Genomic DNA, 21,102 nt, shown 5'->3' on the forward strand with positions numbered 1-21,102 from the left:
ATGAATGTCATTAAGACGGAAAATGATAATTATAACAGCTTTCTTTGCATGTTATCAGAGACAATTGGCAAATCTGCGTTTGAGACTTGGTTTGCAAATTTGAACATTCAAGTAGATGGTGAAAAGTTGTTTGTAAAGGTTAAAAATCAATCGGAATTGCAATGGATAAAAAAGAATTATGACAAACAGATAAAGCTTGCAGCGCTTGAGACTTATAAAATTAGCGATATTTCATATATCATTGGAGGTGAACTAAAGGTTGTTTCTCATTCAAATATTGTAAAATTAGAGGCAGAAAAAAAAGATGAGGTTTATAAGAAATCTTTTATTATTGATGATTCAAATAAAATAGCTTATTCTACGGTAAATTATTTGCTTGAAAACAGAAATTCATCGGTTGTGCATGGTAAAATTTTGCATATTTTTGGTAAGTCAGGTTTTGGGAAAACTGCATTATTGCAGCATATTTTTAATCAACTGGGAAGCGAGGCAATTTTCTTTTCGGCAATCGAATTTGTAAATCTTTACTCAAGTTCGGTACGGAAAAATGAAGTTGATGCTTTTAGAAAAGAGATTTTTGCTAAGAAGTTTTTAATAATAGATGATATAAATCAGCTTGCAACGCAAAAAGGTAGCCTTGCGGAAGTGTCGCGTATTGCTTCAATTTTCGCTGATTCAAACAAGGTTTTGATTACCTCGGCCAATGTTTCTGCAATGGAAATACCAAATAATATCGCTGTTAAAGTCAAAGGTTTTTTGTCTTGCCTTTCTGTAAGACTTGAAGAGCCAAGCATAGAGCTTAAGTATAAATTTGGACAGGATTTACTCGCGCAGCATGGAATTTTAGGCAAGGTTGACGCAAAAAAAGTTGTGAAAAAATCAATGACAATGCGTGATATTGATGCAAGTGTATCAAAGATTAAAATGTCGATTGTATCGAATAATCTTAGCCTTTTTGAGGAATTTGCGACAAGTAGTCAAGATAATTTTGCCCATGACGCTATAATATCGTTAGTTGCCCAGAAGTTTGCGGTGGATAAAAATAAAATGTTCCTGCGTGGGGGTGGAAAAGATGTTTCAAGTGCTAGATATGTTGCAATTTACCTGCTTCGTAAGAAAACAAATATGACAATGCAGGCTATTGCGGCAGTTTTTAACTTAAAAAGTCATACAAATATAGTAAGGGCAATTGATATTGTGCAAAATGAAGAAAGTAGCAAGGAGATTCTTACTGCAATAAGCGAAATAGAAAAAATGTTAGATAAATAAATGCTTTTTATAATATCATCACCATCTGGAGCCGGAAAATCAACACTTTGCTCTCATTTACTTTGCTCAAATGATGAAATTGGGGAGTCAATTTCGGTGACAACAAGGCAGGCAAGGCAATCTGAAAGTGACGGTATTCATTATTATTTTAAGACTATACAACAGTATGAAGATTTAGTTGCAAAAAATGAATTTTTGGAGCATGCAAATTTTTGCGGCAACTATTATGGAACTTTAAAAAGCGAGATTGAAAGAATTAAAACTCTTGGGAAAACAACGATTTTATTTGATATAGACTATCAAGGTGCAAGGCAAATTAAGGCGCACGATCAATTTGATATAGTGAGTGTTTTTATAATGCCGCCGTCTTTTGAAATACTTGAAAATCGCCTTCGTAATCGCAAAACTGATAGTCAGGATGCCATTTTAAAGCGTATTGAAAGTGCTAAAAAAGAAATTAATTTCGCTGGCGAATATGATTATATCATTATAAACGATAGGTTGGATGTTGCAAAAAACGAAATAACATCAATATATACCGCGGAAACCCTTCGTCGCAAACGTGGAAAATATATTAACATGATTCCAGATTATTTAGCTTAACTTTCGCTTTACAACCTATTGTTTTAAAGTTTTCGTTTATTATAATATTGGATAAATTTTCAGTTTTAATCTTACGATTTGCATGCTACTATTTATCCATTAATCTCTTAATTTCCTTTTCAACAATTTCATTTACAATACTAGGTAGATTTTGATTTAACCAAGTATTCATCTGTGGTGATAAAATTGATACCAATAAATCATACATATTGACATTTTTTAATTCCTCTATGCCAATTGATCTACTTGAAGCGGTATTTTTCATGGTAATTGCTTTATGTATTGACTGGGACACCGCATTCATGGTTGCTTGCGATAAAAGTGAGTCTTCTTGGGTTGGTAATTCAATTTTATTATGATCTTCGGGCATAATAGTTTTTGTAGTTTGGGATGTATGATTATTATTTACAGTAGAATTATTTTGCTGCGGAATATTGTTATCATGATCATTGGTGATTTCAAAATCATCCGACAATGCTTCATCTTCATCAATCTCTTCATCATCAAGAGCATCTATTTCATCATCGTCTAGGTCTTCGTCTTCAAATTCAGTTTCATCGAAATCATCAGTAGTATCTTCTTGCGCTTGAGTATTGTCATTTGCTGCAGCTACATCTTCATTTTCAACCTCAACATCATCTATATCGCTAATGTCTTCATCATCAAGAGCATCTATTTCATCATCGTCTAGGTCTTCGTCTTCAAATTCAGTTTCATCGAAATCATCAGTAGTATCTTCTTGCGCTTGAGTATTGTCATTTGCTGCAGCTACATCTTCATTTTCAACCTCAACATCATCTATATCATCAATCTCTTCATCATCAAGAGCATCTATTTCATCATCGTCTAGGTCTTCGTCTTCAAATTCAGTTTCATCTTGTAATTCTGCGTCGCTAGATTTATTATATTCTTCTTCTAATTCATTTAATTCTTCTTCTATATCAAAATCATAGTCATCATCGTTGCCGTGAATATCATTGTGAAAATTTTGCTCAGTTGATTGCACATCGTCATTGTCGGCATTATTCTTGATTTTTTCTTTAATGCTATTTAGTATTTTATCTTTTGCATCATCATTAATCTCATTTTCTTGAGGTGATTTTTGCTTTTTTACAAAATTAAACATAAAAAAAATAGGTTTGTAATTGAATTATATGTGTTTTTTTAATAATCAAGTATTTATTTTACTTAAAATATATTCTAAGTTGAATGACGATATTTATTGAGTTTTTTGGTGATATTCGGTAATGGCAATACAAATGGTATTTTATTTATTTCTAAGTTTTTGAAAAAAATCTTGTATAATTTTTTTGCATTCATCTTCCATTATACCGCAGTATATTTCTGGTTTATGATTAATATTTCCATTTTTAAAAACCTGTAGACCATTTAATACGCCTCCGTATCTTTCGTCTTCACAGCCTATATAGAGTCTACGAATTTTTGCATTAGCAATGGCTCCAAGGCACATATAGCATGGCTCAAGAGTTGTGTAAAGATCGCAATTTACTAGCGTTTTTGAAGATAAATACTGGCATGCTGAAATAATTGCCAGCATTTCTGCATGAAATACTGCATTTTTCCCATTTTGAACATAGTTATATGAGGTTGCTATTATATTTGAGTTTAATGTTATTACTGCTCCGACTGGAATTTCGTTGATATTTGAGGCCTTCATTGCGCATTCTATGGCAACTTGCATGAATTTATTTGTCATTATTTGGATGTTTTTTAATCATTTTTTTTAACATTGCATTTATTTTAAGCCAGCTAAATACAGGTAATGCTGGGTGGCCTGCGACTTTTTCATTATCTTGGATATTTGATATAACCCCTGCTTTTCCACCGATTTGCACGAAATTACCAATTTTGATATGACCTGCAATTCCGACTTGCCCGCCAATCATACACCCCATTCCAATTGATGTGCTACCTGCGATAGCTGTTTGCGCCGCTATTACTGATGATTGCCCAATTTTTGCGTTGTGCCCAACTTGAATTAGGTTATCAAGTTTTACATTATCATGAATATCGGTAGTATCAAACGAGCCTCTATCTATGCAGGAATTTGCCCCAATTTCAACATTATTTCCTATTTTTACAATTCCAAGATGAGTTATTTTAAATAGACTTTTAGTTTTATCGTCAATTGCAAAGCCAAAGCCGTCTTGACCAATTTTTACGCCAGAGTGTATAATGCAATTACTACCTATGGTTGCATATCTAATGCTTGTGTTTTCGTATATTACTGTATTTTTATTAATGTTGCATCCATGACCTATAAATGAGCCATGTGATATTATAACATTATCTTCTATAGTTACATTTTTTTCAATTGTAACGCCATGTCCAATTTGTACATTTTGACCTATTTGTGCCGTTATATCGACATTTGCAAAGGGGAAATTTGGGTTTTTATTTATTAAAATCACTGGGTTATTGACATTTGGGTAAAAATAATTTGCAAGCTTTGCAATTGATGTATATGGGTCTTTGGCGATTATTATTTTTGTTTTTTCATTGTAGTTTTTGGCTATTTCATTGTAGTTTTTGGCTATTTCATCGCTTACTAGGCAAAATTCAGATTTTGTTTCAAGAAATGAATGGTAGTATTTTTTATTTTGCAAAAATGATATATCGCCATTTCCTGCATCTTGTAATGAAGATACATTATAGATTTTTTGTGTTTTGTCAAGATGTGAATTCTTTTCTTGGTCAAGGTCAAGCAGATGGATTAGAGACTTTATGTCTATAAAATCAACTGCTTTGCTAAAAAATCTATTCATGTATATTAAAATTACTTGTTATTTTTTTCTGCATTTTCGACATCTTTTTTTGCTTTGGCAAAATTATTATCAATGTCAAGTTTGCAAGAAGAGTTATCAAATTCTTTTACTACTTTTTCAGTTATGTCAGGTATATTATCGGAAATAAATAAAACTGAATTTGAGTTTAAGACAACATCCATTCCGCTACTTTTTGAAACCTTTTCAACATCTCTCATGATACATTTATTTAGGTCTTCGCCGCTATAAGATTCTGCAAGTTCTATTATTGCTTTTGCTCTTTGTGCATATTTTGTTGCTTGCTCTATACGAGATTGTATTTTACCTTCTTCAACTTTCTTTTGAGCTGCTGAAAGAGCTGATATTTTTGATTGCAATGCACTTGAGTCTGCATTAATTTCTTCACCCATGCGTTTGAGTTCATTTTGATATTTCTCCTTCTTTTTGTTAATTGCGTCTTTATAGCTTTTGACTTTTTTGGACGACTCCTCAAATTGTCTAACATTTATAACGCCTGTTGAAACTTTTGGTGTATCGGTAGCTTTAGCGTAGGCTTGTGATAATATTATTAATGCAAGTGATAATAGGAATTTCATAATTGTAAAAAGACGATTTTATTTAATATAAAATGATTTTTTTAAATTGCAATATATTTTTATTGCAAAATAAATTTACTATCCATAGTAATGTTTTAGCTGTCTTTTTTATTTTTACATGGCTGCGATTTTATTTTATTTTTTTGCTGTATTGATGCTGCTTTTTGGCTGCTGTGCTTCTTTATTTCGTGATCAAGTCAAAAGAGTATTATCACTTATTGGATGTTTCTTTTCTGCGGCTGTTTTGTGCATAATGCTAAATGCTCAATTTATAGCAACAATATTAATTGTTGTATATATGGGTGCTATAGCGATGTTATTTTTATTTATTGTAATGATGATTGGAAATAACAATAAGGTTGATAACAGCTTAAAGCTTAGTAAATCTGTGGCAATTTTAATATCGTCAATTTTTGGGATAATGATTTTATTTATTATGCTTTCTGGAAGAAAAGATATGGAATATGTCAGCTTAAATGAGTCAATATCGATGCTTGGTAAGAATATTTATGAAGGTCATGCAATTGAAGTATTGTTTACAGGTTTTATTTTATTAACTGGATTAATTGGTGCAATTTTAACAACAATAAGATATAAAAATAATAGGAAAAAGGTGCAAATAGTTGAAGGCAAGACTTATGTTGCCAAGAGTGATATGAAGTCTGGTATTGAAGTATGAGAGATAATTATTTTTTAATTAAAAAACGCACTTTTTTAGATATTTATTGGCACTATATAGTAGTAACAATTGCAATGATGTTTTCTATTGGATTTATCAAAGATGAGTCGGTCATTGTTCAATGTCTTGGAATATTTGATTGTTCATTAATTTCTTATATATATCTTAAAATTGGCAAGAAATTTAATATATTTTATCTTATTGGATTTAGTATATTGCATGAGACTTTTTTAGACTGCATTTACGGGGTATGTATAATATCATATTTTATTGCTGTTTTTGCATGTTTTAAGCTGAAAAAATCTGGTTTAATAAGGTATTTTAGGTTATTTAATGAAGATTCAAAGATGCTTTATATGACTTCAATGTGCACTTTTATAATATGTCAGGAGTCATTTTTATTAATCAATGGCAGAAGTGTATTTTATATTTTTGGTGAAATAATAGTCTCATTTGCTCTTTTAAGGTTTTATGAGATGATATTTCAAAAATATAACAAAAAACACGATCGATTTAAGAATTATGCAAATAGTTCTTCTGATTTATTAAAAAATAGATAAACTATATTTTCTGGACAGCCTCAATTAATTTAATATTGTTTTTTGAGCTTGCAATAAATCCACTTGCATTTTCTGCATTTTCATTATTTAACATTATTGAGCCATTTTTATCTATAAGTTCAATTGAGTAGCCAAGATCTGTAATCATATCGTGGGTAAATTTATCTTTCTTAAACCAAACGATATAATCTATTTTTCCACAGAAGAAGTCAACAATACATGAGGAATAGTCGTTGTAAAATGATATATGGGTACATGATGATATTTTATGTGGCATGTATTTTAAGTTATTAAAATCTTGATTTACAATGCCGATAAAGGCGTCTTTAAAGGATTGCAAATCTTTTTTTACAAGTCTATAATTATTCAAATAAGCGCCATCTTTTGTGAGTTTTAATAAATCTTTTGTAAATGGTTTATATATATTTACTTCATGAGTTTCATTGATGCCAGTTTTTGTGTTTAGTGACTGAAATGCCATATCTATTGTGAAATCTTGCATTCCTCGACAAAAGCAGGGAACATTTGATATTGATCTTATAAAGCAATGAAATATGTTATCAAGATTATAAAATTCATCCTTTCTGCCCATTTGTCGTGATATTTCAGACAAACTTGGTTTAATGTCTTTTTTTATGAAGCTTAAAATATTTACAAGCCCGTTTTTCTGAAATGTTTTAAATGGTATTATTTCATCCCAAAGCTCAAGCTGCGTATTGTGAAATAGTGTTTTTAGATGCATATCGGCTTCGGTAAAAACTTTACGATAGGCGTGCATTACAAATTTTTCAATATTAATATGGCTCGCATTTTGCATTTTTGATATTTCTTCAACATCATGTAACAAAAAGGAGGCTAAATGATTAAATAAATCTTTTACATTTACAATTTTAACTTTCATAAATACTAATCAATATCTACATTTTGTATCATATTTTTTACAGAGTGAGTAATTACTCCTGCGCTATATAGCTTATTTGTTAATTTTATCATAGCATCGTTAATTTGTTGGAGTTGATCTTGGATTTCATTTTTGTACACTGAAACATCTTTTGTATAATCTAATTTTGCGTCTCCCATAAAAATAAATAACATATACTTTTGTGCTAACTAAAAAAAAATAAAAGTCAACTTTTTTATTTACGAAAGTCAATTTTTTTTATTTACTTTTATTTTTTTATCTAGTAGTTAAAATTCTTGATATGATAAACTTTTTGGTATAATGTTTAAGGCATTTTGCAACATTTCTGGTAGAAGGCTGTTATTGCTATTTTTATGCCTTATTTTACTTTCTTCTTGCGGAAGTAATGATGAATGTATTCCTGCAGATGATTTTGGGTCTTATGTTTATAGTCAAAAGCAGATTATTCCTGCTTTTCCACCAAGTTATCTTGTTACAAGTGACAGTCTTGTTGCACAGGGTATGCAGGCCGCGAATAATCCAACTGGAGCTGCAAATAATAGCGCTGGTTCAACTTCTTATAGTGACTTAAGCATTCCATCTGTAATAGCTGGAACGACTGAGAACATGGCATATCTTGGTGCTTGGACTGAAGTAAAGCCAAAGTCAAGTGATAAAGATGAAAATGCAGTGGATTTTGTTATACCATCTGGAACATCAATATCTGCAAAGGTTGATGGGTTTGTGGAGCTTGCATCAAAATACGAATCTATGGTTTCTCGTGTAACGCCTGAGGTTATTAGATCTGGTGTTGATACGATAAAGTCAACAAAAACGCTTTTTGAGCCGGGAAGCATGGTAAGTATATTTTTATCTGGAGATATTAAAACTAATGATGGATATAAAATAGATCCAAAGGAAATGACAGTTTTTCATATAGAGCAAAAATCTACAGATGCCTCTGCTTTGGCGTACTCTGATCCTGGAAATTGGGTTTGCAATGTTGGTTCTACAAGTAGTTATAGTTCAAATATTCAAAATGGCGATTCTCCGGTGTGTGATTTTGTAAGTGGAGAAGGGTGCGATCCTATTTATACATCTGATAGAATAAAGGATGAGAATTATATGATTTTTGGCAGTGGATATGTTGAATACAAGGATGCGAGTGGAAATTTAGTGAGAGGTGAAAGGCAGGCTGGAAAGAATGTAAATTATGAGATGTATGATACAAACAGTGGTTTTGCTATTTGCACATCTGATAAGAATAGCAAGATACCGCAAACAAGAGCGAATGGAATGGAATATATAGGTTGGTCCGATGCTGATTATCCAGATGCAAATATAAATGCTTTTAGCGGAACTTATTTTAATACTACGTGTGAAAGTGCTGCAAGTACATATCAAATGGCGGACAAGGGTGCAAAATATGGTGGGCTATTAAAATATTCCGTTGTGCAGAATTTTCAAAGAAGTGACTGGAATGGTAGAAATTTTGTTGTTGATAATGTAGATAGAGACACAAAGTCATATTCTGTATATACATATGATAGATATGATTTAAAGGGTGCAAAAAAATCAATGCCAGATGGGTATTTGGAGATTTGTAATCACCCACCAATAAAAACACAATATCCAAAACAAATTTTCTTATTTAAGTCGCTGAGTAACGATCCACTTGCGCATCATGGATTTAATGTTAGAAGATTTGGAATAGAGCAAAATTTAAGAAAGGGAATATGGAAAACTTATTTATCAAATTGTGGAGAGACTCCGTATCATTTGTCTGAGGGGACTGCATTAAATGCTGCATCTGCTTTTTATAGTGACCCATATCAAGCTTATTATTTGATGTTAAAAGGTGACAATGATACACTACAGTGTCAAAATGAGCCAAAGATACAGGATTTAGATGGTTGGAAAGAGGGTGATCCGATAAAATATCAACCTTGTTCGACGGCAAATGGTACGCCAGATGGGGTTGGTGGTGTGACAACGGGATGTAGCACTGGTGCATATAAAAGTAGTTGCTCCGGTTCTGTGCAAACATATATGGCGGAATTTAGTGGTGATGCATGTTGGGGAGATTGGGTTCTTGGTGTGAAAAATTATAGTATATGGGGTTTTAAGCCAAATGATCTTGAATTAATGGATGTAAACAAAATGAGAGATGGAGAGTATGTTTTTTCAGATTTCATAGATGGTGATTATGAATTGAATTATAGATATGGAAATAATCTTGAATCTAAGTCTTATAATAAAGATACAATTTTAACTGGAGATATTTCTCCATCTTGCAAGGTTTATGCTGGTAATAATGTCAATAAATATGCATTAGTGTATATGGATAATGGAAGTGGATGGAGTGTGCTTCCTGTTTCATTTGGAAAAGATGAGAGTGTATCTTTTGGAACTACGAGAGGCGATACTCCAAAAGATGAGTTTATGTACGATCATGAAATACAATTGAGGACTGATTCATATCAAACGAAGAAATATTTTTCTGTATCTGATAACAGATTATATCAGAGAAATTGGGATTTTTATGGTTTGATAGATAGTAAGCAAAATCCAACTGGATTTAGTGCAGAAAAGACAAAGTATGACAATGTAGTAAAAAACAAAATATCTCAATATGGATGGTGTTTTGAAAGAGCGCCATGTATTGCACCATCAAATAGATGCGAGGCATATGCTGCAAAATGGGATGGACAGTGGTATAATCTTGATGGGAACGATCCATCTGCTTTTGAGTCGGCAAATTATATTTTAAATCGTACAAATGATAAATTATACTATGGAGAAGATGATGTAAAATGTGTATCAAAAAGTGGAAAAAATCCATTTTCTGAATTTACACCAAATATATATAAGGCAATTACTGCTCCAAAGCCAAGAAATAAAGAGGGTACAAGTTATGATGATACTTTTGTAAGACCTGAGTTTTTAATTAAAGATTATATTAATAATTCATGTGGGTTTAGCCCTAGTCCTGTTTCATCTACAAGAAAAGCAATATATTGCAATGCAAGAGCAAAATGGAGACCATATCAGAAAAGAAATCTAAGCTATCAAGGTGAGGCTTTTTGTGGTGTAGGTGGTGATGGAACGAGTACGACATATAATGTTGCACAAGGTTATTTTAATGGCCCTGGAGATGACAATCCTAGTGTCTCATCGCATAATTTATATTGTCACCCAGACAAAACGCGTCAATGCGGTATAGCAATGGGTTTTAGGGTATTTCAAGGTGAAATACATAGATGTTTAAATAATGGTAAAGGTTATACAACAAAGTGTAATGTATCAAGGTATTCCAATGTTAATGATTGTCAGGTAAGTAGAGATATTTCACTTGGTGTATGTACAAGAAAGGTTTCTGTATCGACGAAGTCTGGGACGATTGCGGCAAGTTATATGATGTCATATAGTTCAGATGATGTTGCTGCGGCAAATGGGAAAAAGGTTGGGCAGGCAAGTTACAAAAATTTAATGCAAAAACAAGTTTATAATATTTATAATACATCATCTGATATTTATAATGCTGGAGGAAGCACGGTAAATCGTGAGTTAGTTGATTTTGATAATTGTGGATTGTGTTTAATTGATAAAAATGCTATTGCAAATGGTTTAGTGCAGGCTGCAAATATTGATAAGAAAAATTCAAATAGACAAAGTTGTCAAGATAATTTTATTACATCGTATACAACAAATGATAGATCTGTAATATATAGTCAAGATCAAAATGCAGATCTTGCAAAAACGCAATTTGATAGTTACAATCCAGATCCATCAAATGTAAATTCAAAGACTACACCGATAAATGGTGATACATATTTAGTTTCATACTCATTTCAACCGATATCGAAAATAGCAGTTTGTGAAGATAGTTTATCAAATATTGATAATTATTATAATGATGATGGTGTAACGAAAGAGACTGAAGATACTGGTGTTGTAAGGTCTATGAATAGCTTTTCTGCTGCAATATCGTCAACGGCTACTGGTGTTGCTTCAAAAAAGCATTATTCAGGAAGGCTTGGGCAAATGGATACATCAATTACAATTCCAAGTGATTTTGGTAAGTCTAGAATTTCAATGTATATGGCTGGTGCAAAAGGATTGAGTTCAACTGATGCGACTTCTGGATTTAATAATATAAGACCAAATTCGTATGTTGTTGCTATTTTAAATTCTTCAACTCCTGCGAAGTTTGGAAAATTTTTATATTTTTATATACAACCGATAGGGTCTGATGGAAAGGTTGATCCAAATTATCATCCAAAGGTTGTATTTCCTACGAAGCAAAGTTTTGAAGATGCAATTTTAAAGAAAGATGGTAGAATTATAAGTTTTTATGAAAATTCAGATATGTCTGGTAATGCGTCATTTATGTCGAAATATCCAGGAAAGGTATGGGCGATTATTTTTGATAGACCAAAAGATTCAAGTGGTGTGAAGACTGATCATGATGGAAGTTATATAAATTTTGATGTTCCAGAGTCAATTTCTCCAATGTCAAGTTCTTATGAAAAAATGGCAGTTTCTGCAGATGGCAGCAACGTGAGGTCAAACAATAGTGGAAGTTATCAGGTTTTACTTAAGGTTCCAACTGGCGGAAGCAAGGCATCTTTGCTTGGAACATTGATCGGATTTGGTTCATCTGTTCAAGAGGGTATTTTGGATATGATATTTAATCAGTTTATAGGAAAGCCAAAGCCTGGAACTGAAAAATGTAAAACTTATGTAGATTTAACAACGGTTGGTTTTTCGACCAAGCAAGCCAAAGCCAAAGTTGCTGTGACAAATATAGATTCTGGTGCAACTGGTGCTTCTGAGATTTGTTCTGGTAGCACAAATTATAGTATGTCATTTAAAACTGAGCCATCTGCTAGTGCAAGTGGAGGTGGATCAAGCGGAGCTGTTGCACCATCTTTACAGGCGTTTACATCATATAGTGGTAGGGCTTGTGTTGTGAAAAATACAATTACACTTCCAGCAAATGCACCTTGTGCACCACTAATGACTGCAGCCTCTCCTATAGTATATTCTTATGGCAACGAGGACGATCCGGACCCACAAAAACAAGGTGTATTTAGTGGAATGAAGTTGGAGGAAAAGTTAGCATTTCACAGATCTACAATATTAACATATTGTGGTGCCGATAAATTAAAAGAGGTTGATGAAAAGGCAAAAAGTTCAACATCTTCGTATGTAGAATACAAAACTGCATCAAATGCGTGTTATAAAACTCCATCTGTTAAGATTAATGATGGGGAAATGTTTTTTGGCAAAATACCAGCTGACAATATGATTGTTGGAGGAAATGCGGTGCAGTATTTTTATAAAAATATTCCAAATGATCCAACATTAGTTCTTTCCAATGTATCAATTATTCCATCAAGCAAGTTTAGTAATACAACATGTTTTGATTTTGGTCTTGCAAATTATGAAAGACAGATGGATGGTAATGATAGATGTTTGGATGCAGATTGTAGAAATGGATATTCGCCAGCGAAAACTGCTGAGTGCGCAGTTGTTCCGGGATGGGGTTATTATTATAAGAAACTTGACAATGGAATACAGCCAGCGCTGAGTATAGGTACTTACACATTAAAAGATGACGATAGAAGGTTGATATGGCTAAGTAGTATTGGTCTTTGTGATTACAACAATTTTGGACCTAATTGTGCGTACAAAATGCAAAGCAGAAAATCTCTTTGGACATCTCCAAGGGAAATATCAAAATGGCTAAATAGAGTTAATGCAGCGTATATATTTAATAATGACGAAAGTGGTTATGGTCCAGCAAATGGACAGCAAGATTATAGTGATTGTATTGAGGAAATAGTTTATCCAGATAATTGGGTTAGTACTTGGGATGAAAGTATTCCTACAACTGTTAGTGTAGAGGGGTTTGTTGATAAAATTAAAATACAAAATAATGGTAAATTTTTACAGAAAACTATACTTGAGGATGTGCCGTGTAATGGTTGGCTTTGTAGGGATCAAATTGACATGTCTCCTAATCAGTATGGAGTTGGTGTTAGTAGTTCTGAAAATACAGAATATTTTGCAATCAAGGGATCTATGCCGATGAAAAATCGTGATATTTTTATAAGACATTGTGAGAAAAAATGTTCATATTTCTTTAATCAGAAGGCTTCACGACCTAATCTTGTTGCGTTTCAATTTAATGATGACGAATTTTCTTATCTAATGAAGTCAAAGAAATCCATTCCCATTAAATCAACAACGGATATAATGTTTGATGTGTATCGTTCTAGGGAGGCAACTAATTTTTCTGAATGTGCAATGACGACTGACGAATTTAAAATGTATACAATGCAGGACGTAATGCCGTATAATTTGAGCAAAAAGCCCGATCAAACAACAATGTCACTTGGGGCATGTTTTATGGATCCATATGCTGTGAATTATGATGATTATGCAAGTAAAACATTAATAAATCTTGACGACAATAGCTCTAGTGACAAGATTTCAATTAATTATACATTAAGTTATGTTTTGGATACAAGCAAAGATCCAAATGCAACATGTAAGGATATTTTTAATCTTGGTAATGCAACGATTTCAACAATTGAAATGCCAAATGGTGCTCCTGCGTATGATTGGCCTTTGCCACAAAGATATGGTGATTGTGTTGTAGGTGCAACAAGTGGAAAGAAAACTTGCAATATTTATGGCGTAGTAGGTGGATTAAAAGATGCAGCTGCATTAAAAAATTGCGCAATGCAGCCAATTACAAATACTGCATGTTGGAAGAAAATAGCATATCCTGATGGAGTTTTTAGAACAGTTGATAATCTTGATGCATCGACTAATAATGGTGATTTTATTAAGGGTTTAACGATGATGGATGCTGGTACATGGCCTGTATCATATAGTGCGGTAGATTGGTCAATTCCTATACCGAAAAAATTGTATGTTTGTAATCGAGATCCAAGTAAAAATTTATGGGGTGAGATTGACTGTGAATCTTTTACTATGAAAGATTTAATACCAGATCATAAAAAAATAAAATCTTGTCTTTTGAAGAAGGATTTTACCGACGATTCATGTTGGATGCGTGGTAAACTAATTAATTTAAAATCTCTTGATGACAAGAGGGTTAAAGATGGGCTTACAAGTATGCTACCATTATTTGAGAAATCTTTTGGTGCAACGAGTAATACGGGAGGTGTTTATGATCAAAACATTGATTGTTTTGTTAAATGGTTTGCAAATTCAACAGCTGACAGTAAGTATATTTTAGTTGATCTTGGTTTATCATGCCCTATTGTTGATGCAGACAAGGCAGCGCTTCAAAAAGATGGCAAGTTTGCAGAAGTTAAGACATATTATATGTATTATGCATATCTTGATACATATACTGTTACAGCTCAGGAGCTTAGTGTTTCTGGTAATTCTTTTGAGAAGAGTGTATTAAAGTACGATAATGATGCATTAAAGTATTGGACCACAGTACCGGATGAATTCTCGGATTCAAGAATGGGGATAAATCCATTATGGTGCGAAAATGGATTATGTAATGGTATTGATAAAACTGGTTATATACAGGCTGTTCAGGATAGATTGTTTAAGAAGACAGAAGTGCAACAAAATATTGATCAGCAGATTAATTCAGCTTCTGGAGGCGGAGCATCAAGTATATCTGTGAATGTAACGAAAAACAATATGCCAAAGAAATATGGAAATTGCGGCGCAGCAACTGCAAATATGAAGCAGTGTACAGTGTTTTCTATTAATGGTAGTGCGGCTATTAATTTTCAATCACAATTAAAATGTGTTTATTTACCTCTTGGATCAACAGTATCACAGGATAATCAGACATTTCAATGTTGGGTTGCTGATAAAAACTATGATGGTACAAATTCTACAAAATATGTTTTTGCTCCGATGTACAACAATGAAGATTATTCAAATGGGGCATTTTTATATGCTCCTGCGCCAGCAAAGGAGATTAAAAATTGTGTACAAAATGGATCGGATGGTAGTGTAATATGCACAATGGTTGATAGAACATTTAATTATGATGCAAATACAACTGCTGTTACAATAAAGGAAGAGAAAGTAAATCAGATTAAAATACCTGGTGAATATTCATATTTAGCAATTCAGGGTGAGGTAAAGAATTCTGCTGTTACAAGGCTTGAGTATTCAGATGTTACAAATTGTCAATCTGTGAAATCTGATATTAATCAGAGTGATTGTCAAACTATAAGGTCTAATAATTATGCATATTTATGTACCATTGGTCAATATTCTGTGCCCGCAACTGCTGATGAATATTCTGCAAAGAAAGTTAGTCATTATGTTTGTGATGTTACAGTGCCGTGTGAAGTTGGACAATATGTTGGTGGAGAGTCAAAGCATGCATCGGTATCGAAATTGACTGTATCTGCGGTAACGCCAATTGCAGCTGCAGATACTTCAAACAATGTAGCTTATTTACCAAAAAAGACTGTATGTTCGCAGCCCGAGAGAGATTATACAACGGGAATGATTTACAGGGTATTTAATTCAATTACGCATAGTGCCGCTTATCAAGCGGCATATTATATGGCATTAATGTTGTTTGTAGTATTTGTGGCGATGAATGTTATGACTGGTAAGATTGAGGTGAATTGGAAGGTATTTTCTGAGCAAACCTTTAAGATTGCGTATGTTTTTAGTGTAACATCGCCTGGTGGATGGAATTTAGTTCAATATATATTGGCGAAGTTTGTTGATTTTATAACATCTGGTATGATGTCTTTGGTTGCAATTGGATTTAATCTTGGAAATGAAGATTCGCTATATCCTATACTTGCGATGATGAATAATATTTTAGAGATATTTTCAAATTCAGTATTTTGGTTCAAGGTTCTTGCGATATTCCCAACACCGCCGTTTCCAACAGGGTTTTTTATTGGCATACCTGTTATGATAGGATTGGTTAAGGTCTTTTTAATATTGTTAAAAGGTGTAATTCATTATATTTCTTCAGTTATAACATTTGCCTTGTATGTTGCTATAACACCACTGGTTATGCCATTTAGATTATTTGATAAAACGAAAAAATATCACGATTCGTGGTTAAAGAATGTAATCAGGGGGCCGTTTGATATGTTATTTGCACTAGTTGGTGTTTCGATAGTATGCATGGTAATGCATTATATACTGTTATTTTTTATAGGTCAGACTGTTTGTTGGAAATTATTTGGAATAGATGTTGGTGCGATTGTAAAATCAATTACTGGGCTTGATATAACATTATTTATACCATTATTTGGTTTTTGGGCTATTGAATCTGCAAATAAATATGCAAGTTTATTAATGAGCATGCATCAAGGTGATGTATCACTGAGTGATATGATGAATTCATCTGGTGGAGGTAATTTTGGAATGCCTACAATCATTACGGCATTTATAATATTTGCTTTTGTGGCGTTTTGTGAGAAAATACTTGACATATTAAATGATTTTGCAGGGGCTATGGGTGGCGCTGATACGAAGGATATGTTTAAGTCTATAACAGAAAAATTAGATGTGCCAAATGTTAATCCGGTGCAAGTTATGGAGACTTCAATTGATAAAGCAGGAGATGCATTAACGGCAAAAACACAGCAATGGAGGGGAACTTCTGAGGCTGAAGCCAAAGAAGCAATGGAGAAATATAAGAATTCAGATAATTATAAACGAAAGGCTGAAAATGTTGAAGCAAAAGAAAGAGAAAAAGAATCACAAAATGCTGTTCAGAATACAAGTAAAGCACTTGAGGAGGCGCGTAAGCAATTAGGCCCTAATGCAACGCGTGAAGCAATTAACAATAGAGCAAATGATATTAATGCAAATCGTGCACAAAATAATATGAAAAATAGCCTTGCAGATGCATTGTCAGCAAGAGAAATGGAAAAGGCTGGAATGAATGCCCCAAGAGATAAAGATGAGCAAAAAGGAGCATTAAATACATTAAGAGGAGGTCTTGCAAATGCGTTAAATGGTGGAGATGAAAATACAAGATGGGGAAGATTTAGAAATAGGCTTTCTAAAGCAATTGGTACAGATAAGCACAATCATTTAAATAAGATGAGGAATTTTATACGAAACTCATCGGTAGATAATATGAGAAATGTAACAGATGAGCAACTAAATAGCCTTGGTATTGATGAGTCAAAGCGTGCAAAGGCAAGAGAGTTTTTAAGAAAAACTGCTGATAGCGTAGGCAATGCTGGCAATGAGGCAAGGAGACAATTTAACAATATTAATAACAACAACAATAATAATCGATAAAGATTGAATATACTGCAAGATGGTGTTATTGATTAAAACATCTTTCTATCATTAGAGGTATTTGATATATACTGTTTGTATTTGTAGCAAAAAGTGTTGTGATAAAAAGATTTTTAGAAGGCATATATAGCATATATGTATTTAAACCATAGAACATTCCATCGTGGTATATTATTTTATTACCATTGATATCTGAGTGAATTAAACCATATCCATAGTATGTAGTGTCATTCCATATTTTAATTTTACTATTTGAGATAAATTTATCATGGGTTTTTTCATATTGGAAAATTTTATTATCAAGTATTGCAGATCTAGCATATGTTTCAAAGTCTGAGATTGACATATTAAGTCCAGCATCAGATATTGTGCCATGACCTACAGTTTCAAAATAGTTAGGAATTGCCTTAAATAATGGCCATTCTTGATATGGTGTATTTTCTGATTTATCATATGATTGAATGCCAATTTTTGATAATATTTCATTATTTATAAATTGTCTATATGTGGTATGAGATATTTTTTCGATAATTTTTCCAAGCAACCAATATCCACTATTTGAATATGATGAGCTAGTGGCATATTTAAATTTTGGTTTTTCTGTAATAATAAATTGTTTTATATATTCGTCATTAAAGACAATATTCTTATCCATCATATCTTGAGGCATTATGCCGTTTTCTGCGATTTTGTTGTCGTTTACATAATCTGGAATTCCTGATGTATTAAATAAAAGGTGTTTAATTGTAATATTTTGTGCATATTTTGGAAGCCAATTCAGATATTTTGATACTTTATCATTTATAGAAAGTAATTTTCTTTCTTCAAGCAGCAAAATTGCTTGTGCGGTAAATTGTTTGGTTAAAGAGCAAAGTGCAAATTTTGTATTTAAGTCTGCGGGAATTTTTTGCTCAATATTTTTATATCCAAAGGTTTTTTTAAATATTGTTACATTATCTTTAATTATTAAGACTGCGGCTGCAGGGCTTGATGCTGTATTATTTTCAAGATTTTGAAATATTTTGTTGACACACTCATTTGCAAAAGACTTATTGCAAAACGTAAGACACAGTATTGTAAATAATATTTTCATCTTTAAATAAAAAATTTAAAGTTATGAAAATTGTATAGTGATAATTGTCAAGATATTAATATGCAGATTATTTTTATAGCAAGATATTATGTATTGTCTTTGCCCAATTATCTATAGTGTAAAATCTTGAGGCGTGATATGCCTGCATTGATGACCTTGCAAATTCCTCTTGTGATTTATTTAGCATATTTTCTATAGCGATTGCAAGGCTCTCTTCTGACATTTCAGATGAAACAATACCGGGATTTTCCGATCTTGAAAGTATTTCTATGGAGCCGGATGTTGGAGTTGCAACAACGGGAACGCCGCATGCAAGAGCTTTTAATGTTGCAAGGCCAAATGGTTCGTCAAGGGATGATATGCAAAATATATCTATGTTATCCATAAAATGTTGTACATCATTAATCCAAGATAGAAATTCTATTTTCTCAAGATTTATAGCATCTGGCATCGGAAAGTCTATATCTTTTATTGACCCGCCTGCAATTGAGACATTAAAATTATAGCCCTTTTTCTGTAAAATGACTACTGCTTTTAAGAACATTTCAAGCCCTTTGATTGGATGAAATCTTTGCATCCATCCTATTGTTGGAACATCTTTTTTCTCTCTTTGTGTGAATTTTAAATCGCTTAAATCGACAAAGTTATCGATATTTACTATACGCTCTGAAGGTATGCCATATTTTAGCATTTTTTGTCTAGCGCCTGTATTTAAAACTGCTATAATGTCAGTTTTTTTTGATTCCGGCTCACTTATTTCGCAGTGTTCAATAAAAATAAATTTTGGCTTTTTTTTCATAAAAAATCTTGCAAGCAGGAGCATTTTTTGAGCCTTTCTGCCGTGCATAATAACATGTGTAACACTATATTTTTTGACAATTTTTGCAATTGAGAATGCTGTAAAAATATCATAGTTTGAAAATGGCAAAATAAAGCATGTATATGGAATATTTTTCATTTTATCGTATAATACGCTTCTTACATTAAATAAACTTATTACTTTATATCCAACTTTTGGCAGGAACTCGCTATATTTTATACCCATTTCTTCAAGCCCACCAATGCCAGCGCCAATCATTGCATTTAGAATTATTTTATCATTATTTTTCATATTTGTTAAAAATTTTACCACAATACTGACATTTTACTACTTTTTCATTTTCTTTATATTCGATATATATTTTTGGATGTTTAATGTTATCTTGCCCATCGCATGAAACTTTTGTATCTTCTTCTTTTGACATAAAATTAAGAATTTTCATAGCTATACACGAAATAAAATATTTTGCAAGCTTTTTTAATATTGACAATTTTACTTGCAAATTAAAAAATAATGTAGATTTTAATGTTATGTCTAGCGTGAAATATGAATAAAATAAATTTACATTACCAAGATTTGCCAAATGATGTTGTTTTAAACGGCGATATTGCAATTGACACCGAGGCTATGGGCTTGCAAATTCCAAGGGATCGCCTTTGTCTTGTTCAGCTTTGCGACGAAGATAGAAATGTTCATTTAGTGCAGTTTCGCAGAGATGACAATGGAAATGTCAATTACAATGCGAAAAATTTGATAGCATTGTTGCAAGATTCCAAGCGTCAGAAAATTTTTCACTACGGTAGATTTGATATTGCAATTATGATGCATTATTTTAAGATTGAAAAAATTCCAAACATTTTTTGCACAAAAATAGCGTCAAAGCTTGCAAGAACGTACACAGATCATCATGGGCTGCGCACTATTGTTATGGAATTATGCGGCGTAGAGCTTAAAAAAGAGCAACAATCAAGCAATTGGGGGGCTGAGGAACTTACTCATGAGCAAAAGAAATATGCTGCAAACGATGTAATTTATCTTCATGAAATGCGTGAAAAATTAACGCAAATGCTTTATGAAAATGGAAGATTACCGCTTGCAAGGGAGTATTTTTCATTTTTACACACCATCTGCAAAGCTGATTTACTTGGCTTTCTTGGTAGCGAGATTTATAATCACTAATTGATATTCCTCCTCACCTTCGACACTACCCCCCTTGCCCCCCTTTAAAACCATCATAAAAACTATATTCAATACCAAATTTTGGGCAAATTGATTCAATAAATTTCTTCGTGCTTGTGTACGTTCCGTCTGATAAAAGTATGTGATCTCCGCTTGAGACATAAGATAAAATCGCAGTTGTAACCGCGCTCATTCCGCCGTTTGTGATTATTGAAAAGTCGCCTTTTTCAAGTTTAGACATTGTGTTTGCAAGTTCAAAAATTGTTGGATTTCCGATGCGTCCGTATTCTGGGAATGGGTTTAGGTCTTGGATTTTGGTGATG

At 32.6% G+C, this 21,102-nt stretch carries 16 protein-coding genes; 6 read left to right on the forward strand and 10 right to left on the reverse strand.

Features of this window, described 5'->3' with window-relative positions:
• Both deia_RS05810 and gmk read left to right on the forward strand, forming a co-directional pair.
• Positions 1–1,269 carry a DnaA ATPase domain-containing protein gene (locus deia_RS05810; RefSeq protein WP_187694790.1) on the forward strand — a complete coding sequence of 423 codons (1,269 nt, stop codon included), beginning with the start codon at positions 1–3 and terminating at the stop codon, positions 1,267–1,269.
• The gene (gene gmk, locus deia_RS00015) at positions 1,270–1,872 is read left to right on the forward strand and encodes a guanylate kinase (protein ID WP_146820130.1); all 603 of its coding nucleotides are present in this window, start codon (positions 1,270–1,272) and stop codon (positions 1,870–1,872) included.
• A gap of 88 nt (positions 1,873–1,960) precedes the next feature.
• On the opposite strand, the gene deia_RS00020 is transcribed toward gmk, so the two are convergent.
• The 4 genes from deia_RS00020 to deia_RS00035 form a co-directional block, all read right to left on the reverse strand.
• Complete coding sequence (locus tag deia_RS00020; protein ID WP_146820131.1) at positions 1,961–2,998, reverse strand: DUF2497 domain-containing protein; 1,038 nt, start codon at positions 2,996–2,998, stop codon at positions 1,961–1,963.
• 141 nt (positions 2,999–3,139) lie between these two features.
• Positions 3,140–3,589: a nucleoside deaminase gene (locus deia_RS00025; RefSeq protein ID WP_146820132.1), complete on the reverse strand. Its 450-nt coding sequence runs from the start codon at positions 3,587–3,589 to the stop codon at positions 3,140–3,142.
• Positions 3,579–4,658 carry a UDP-3-O-(3-hydroxymyristoyl)glucosamine N-acyltransferase gene (lpxD, locus tag deia_RS00030; protein WP_146820133.1) on the reverse strand — a complete coding sequence of 360 codons (1,080 nt, stop codon included), beginning with the start codon at positions 4,656–4,658 and terminating at the stop codon, positions 3,579–3,581. Before lpxD ends, deia_RS00025 begins: the two co-directional genes overlap by 11 nt.
• Before the next feature lie 11 nt (positions 4,659–4,669).
• Entirely contained in the window at positions 4,670–5,254 is a 585-nt protein-coding gene (locus deia_RS00035) for an OmpH/Skp family outer membrane protein (protein WP_146820134.1), read from the reverse strand.
• A 118-nt stretch (positions 5,255–5,372) separates the two neighbouring features.
• Between deia_RS00035 and deia_RS00040 the strand changes: the two genes are divergently transcribed.
• Both deia_RS00040 and deia_RS00045 read left to right on the forward strand, forming a co-directional pair.
• Positions 5,373–5,933 (forward strand): NADH-quinone oxidoreductase subunit J family protein, encoded by a 561-nt coding sequence (locus deia_RS00040; protein WP_146820135.1) that lies wholly within the window; start codon positions 5,373–5,375, stop codon positions 5,931–5,933.
• Positions 5,930–6,493 carry a hypothetical protein gene (locus deia_RS00045; RefSeq protein ID WP_146820136.1) on the forward strand — a complete coding sequence of 188 codons (564 nt, stop codon included), beginning with the start codon at positions 5,930–5,932 and terminating at the stop codon, positions 6,491–6,493. The genes deia_RS00040 and deia_RS00045 overlap by 4 nt, the downstream gene beginning before the upstream one ends.
• A gap of 1 nt (position 6,494) precedes the next feature.
• On the opposite strand, the gene deia_RS00050 is transcribed toward deia_RS00045, so the two are convergent.
• Both deia_RS00050 and deia_RS05765 read right to left on the reverse strand, forming a co-directional pair.
• Positions 6,495–7,394, reverse strand: coding sequence for a hypothetical protein (locus deia_RS00050; protein WP_146820137.1), 900 nt, complete (start codon positions 7,392–7,394; stop codon positions 6,495–6,497).
• 5 nt (positions 7,395–7,399) lie between these two features.
• Complete coding sequence (locus tag deia_RS05765) at positions 7,400–7,588, reverse strand: hypothetical protein (protein WP_161982747.1); 189 nt, start codon at positions 7,586–7,588, stop codon at positions 7,400–7,402.
• Positions 7,589–7,715: 127 nt separating this feature from the next.
• Between deia_RS05765 and deia_RS00055 the strand changes: the two genes are divergently transcribed.
• Positions 7,716–17,687, forward strand: a complete 9,972-nt coding sequence (locus deia_RS00055) for a TrbL/VirB6 family protein (RefSeq protein WP_146820138.1) — start codon at positions 7,716–7,718, stop codon at positions 17,685–17,687.
• Positions 17,688–17,712: 25 nt separating this feature from the next.
• Here the strand turns inward: deia_RS00055 and deia_RS00060 are convergent, their stop codons facing one another.
• The 3 genes from deia_RS00060 to deia_RS00070 form a co-directional block, all read right to left on the reverse strand.
• Entirely contained in the window at positions 17,713–18,780 is a 1,068-nt protein-coding gene (locus deia_RS00060; protein WP_146820139.1) for a serine hydrolase domain-containing protein, read from the reverse strand.
• Positions 18,781–18,853: 73 nt separating this feature from the next.
• A complete protein-coding gene (locus deia_RS00065) occupies positions 18,854–19,891 on the reverse strand; it encodes a glycosyltransferase (RefSeq protein WP_146820140.1) in 1,038 nt (345 codons plus the stop codon).
• Positions 19,881–20,042, reverse strand: a complete 162-nt coding sequence (locus deia_RS00070) for a zinc-finger domain-containing protein (protein ID WP_146820141.1) — start codon at positions 20,040–20,042, stop codon at positions 19,881–19,883. Before deia_RS00070 ends, deia_RS00065 begins: the two co-directional genes overlap by 11 nt.
• A 104-nt stretch (positions 20,043–20,146) precedes the next feature.
• Between deia_RS00070 and deia_RS00075 the strand changes: the two genes are divergently transcribed.
• The gene (locus deia_RS00075) at positions 20,147–20,779 is read left to right on the forward strand and encodes a ribonuclease D (RefSeq protein WP_146820142.1); all 633 of its coding nucleotides are present in this window, start codon (positions 20,147–20,149) and stop codon (positions 20,777–20,779) included.
• Between the two features lie 25 nt (positions 20,780–20,804).
• On the opposite strand, the gene deia_RS00080 is transcribed toward deia_RS00075, so the two are convergent.
• A complete protein-coding gene (locus deia_RS00080; RefSeq protein WP_146820143.1) occupies positions 20,805–21,101 on the reverse strand; it encodes a PLP-dependent transferase in 297 nt (98 codons plus the stop codon).
• Position 21,102 lies beyond the last annotated feature (1 nt).

It is taken from the genome of Candidatus Deianiraea vastatrix (assembly GCF_007993655.1).
Classification (GTDB): domain Bacteria; phylum Pseudomonadota; class Alphaproteobacteria; order Rickettsiales; family Deianiraeaceae; genus Deianiraea; species Deianiraea vastatrix.

Coding starts and splice junctions, on each gene's coding strand:
- deia_RS05810 (WP_187694790.1), top strand. CDS start 1: ATGAATGTCATTAAGACGGAAAATGATAATTATAACAGCTTTCTTTGC.
- gmk (WP_146820130.1), top strand. CDS start 1,270: ATGCTTTTTATAATATCATCACCATCTGGAGCCGGAAAATCAACACTT.
- deia_RS00020 (WP_146820131.1), bottom strand. CDS start 2,998: ATGTTTAATTTTGTAAAAAAGCAAAAATCACCTCAAGAAAATGAGATT.
- deia_RS00025 (WP_146820132.1), bottom strand. CDS start 3,589: ATGACAAATAAATTCATGCAAGTTGCCATAGAATGCGCAATGAAGGCC.
- lpxD (WP_146820133.1), bottom strand. CDS start 4,658: ATGAATAGATTTTTTAGCAAAGCAGTTGATTTTATAGACATAAAGTCT.
- deia_RS00035 (WP_146820134.1), bottom strand. CDS start 5,254: ATGAAATTCCTATTATCACTTGCATTAATAATATTATCACAAGCCTAC.
- deia_RS00040 (WP_146820135.1), top strand. CDS start 5,373: ATGGCTGCGATTTTATTTTATTTTTTTGCTGTATTGATGCTGCTTTTT.
- deia_RS00045 (WP_146820136.1), top strand. CDS start 5,930: ATGAGAGATAATTATTTTTTAATTAAAAAACGCACTTTTTTAGATATT.
- deia_RS00050 (WP_146820137.1), bottom strand. CDS start 7,394: ATGAAAGTTAAAATTGTAAATGTAAAAGATTTATTTAATCATTTAGCC.
- deia_RS05765 (WP_161982747.1), bottom strand. CDS start 7,588: ATGTTATTTATTTTTATGGGAGACGCAAAATTAGATTATACAAAAGAT.
- deia_RS00055 (WP_146820138.1), top strand. CDS start 7,716: ATGTTTAAGGCATTTTGCAACATTTCTGGTAGAAGGCTGTTATTGCTA.
- deia_RS00060 (WP_146820139.1), bottom strand. CDS start 18,780: ATGAAAATATTATTTACAATACTGTGTCTTACGTTTTGCAATAAGTCT.
- deia_RS00065 (WP_146820140.1), bottom strand. CDS start 19,891: ATGAAAAATAATGATAAAATAATTCTAAATGCAATGATTGGCGCTGGC.
- deia_RS00070 (WP_146820141.1), bottom strand. CDS start 20,042: ATGAAAATTCTTAATTTTATGTCAAAAGAAGAAGATACAAAAGTTTCA.
- deia_RS00075 (WP_146820142.1), top strand. CDS start 20,147: ATGAATAAAATAAATTTACATTACCAAGATTTGCCAAATGATGTTGTT.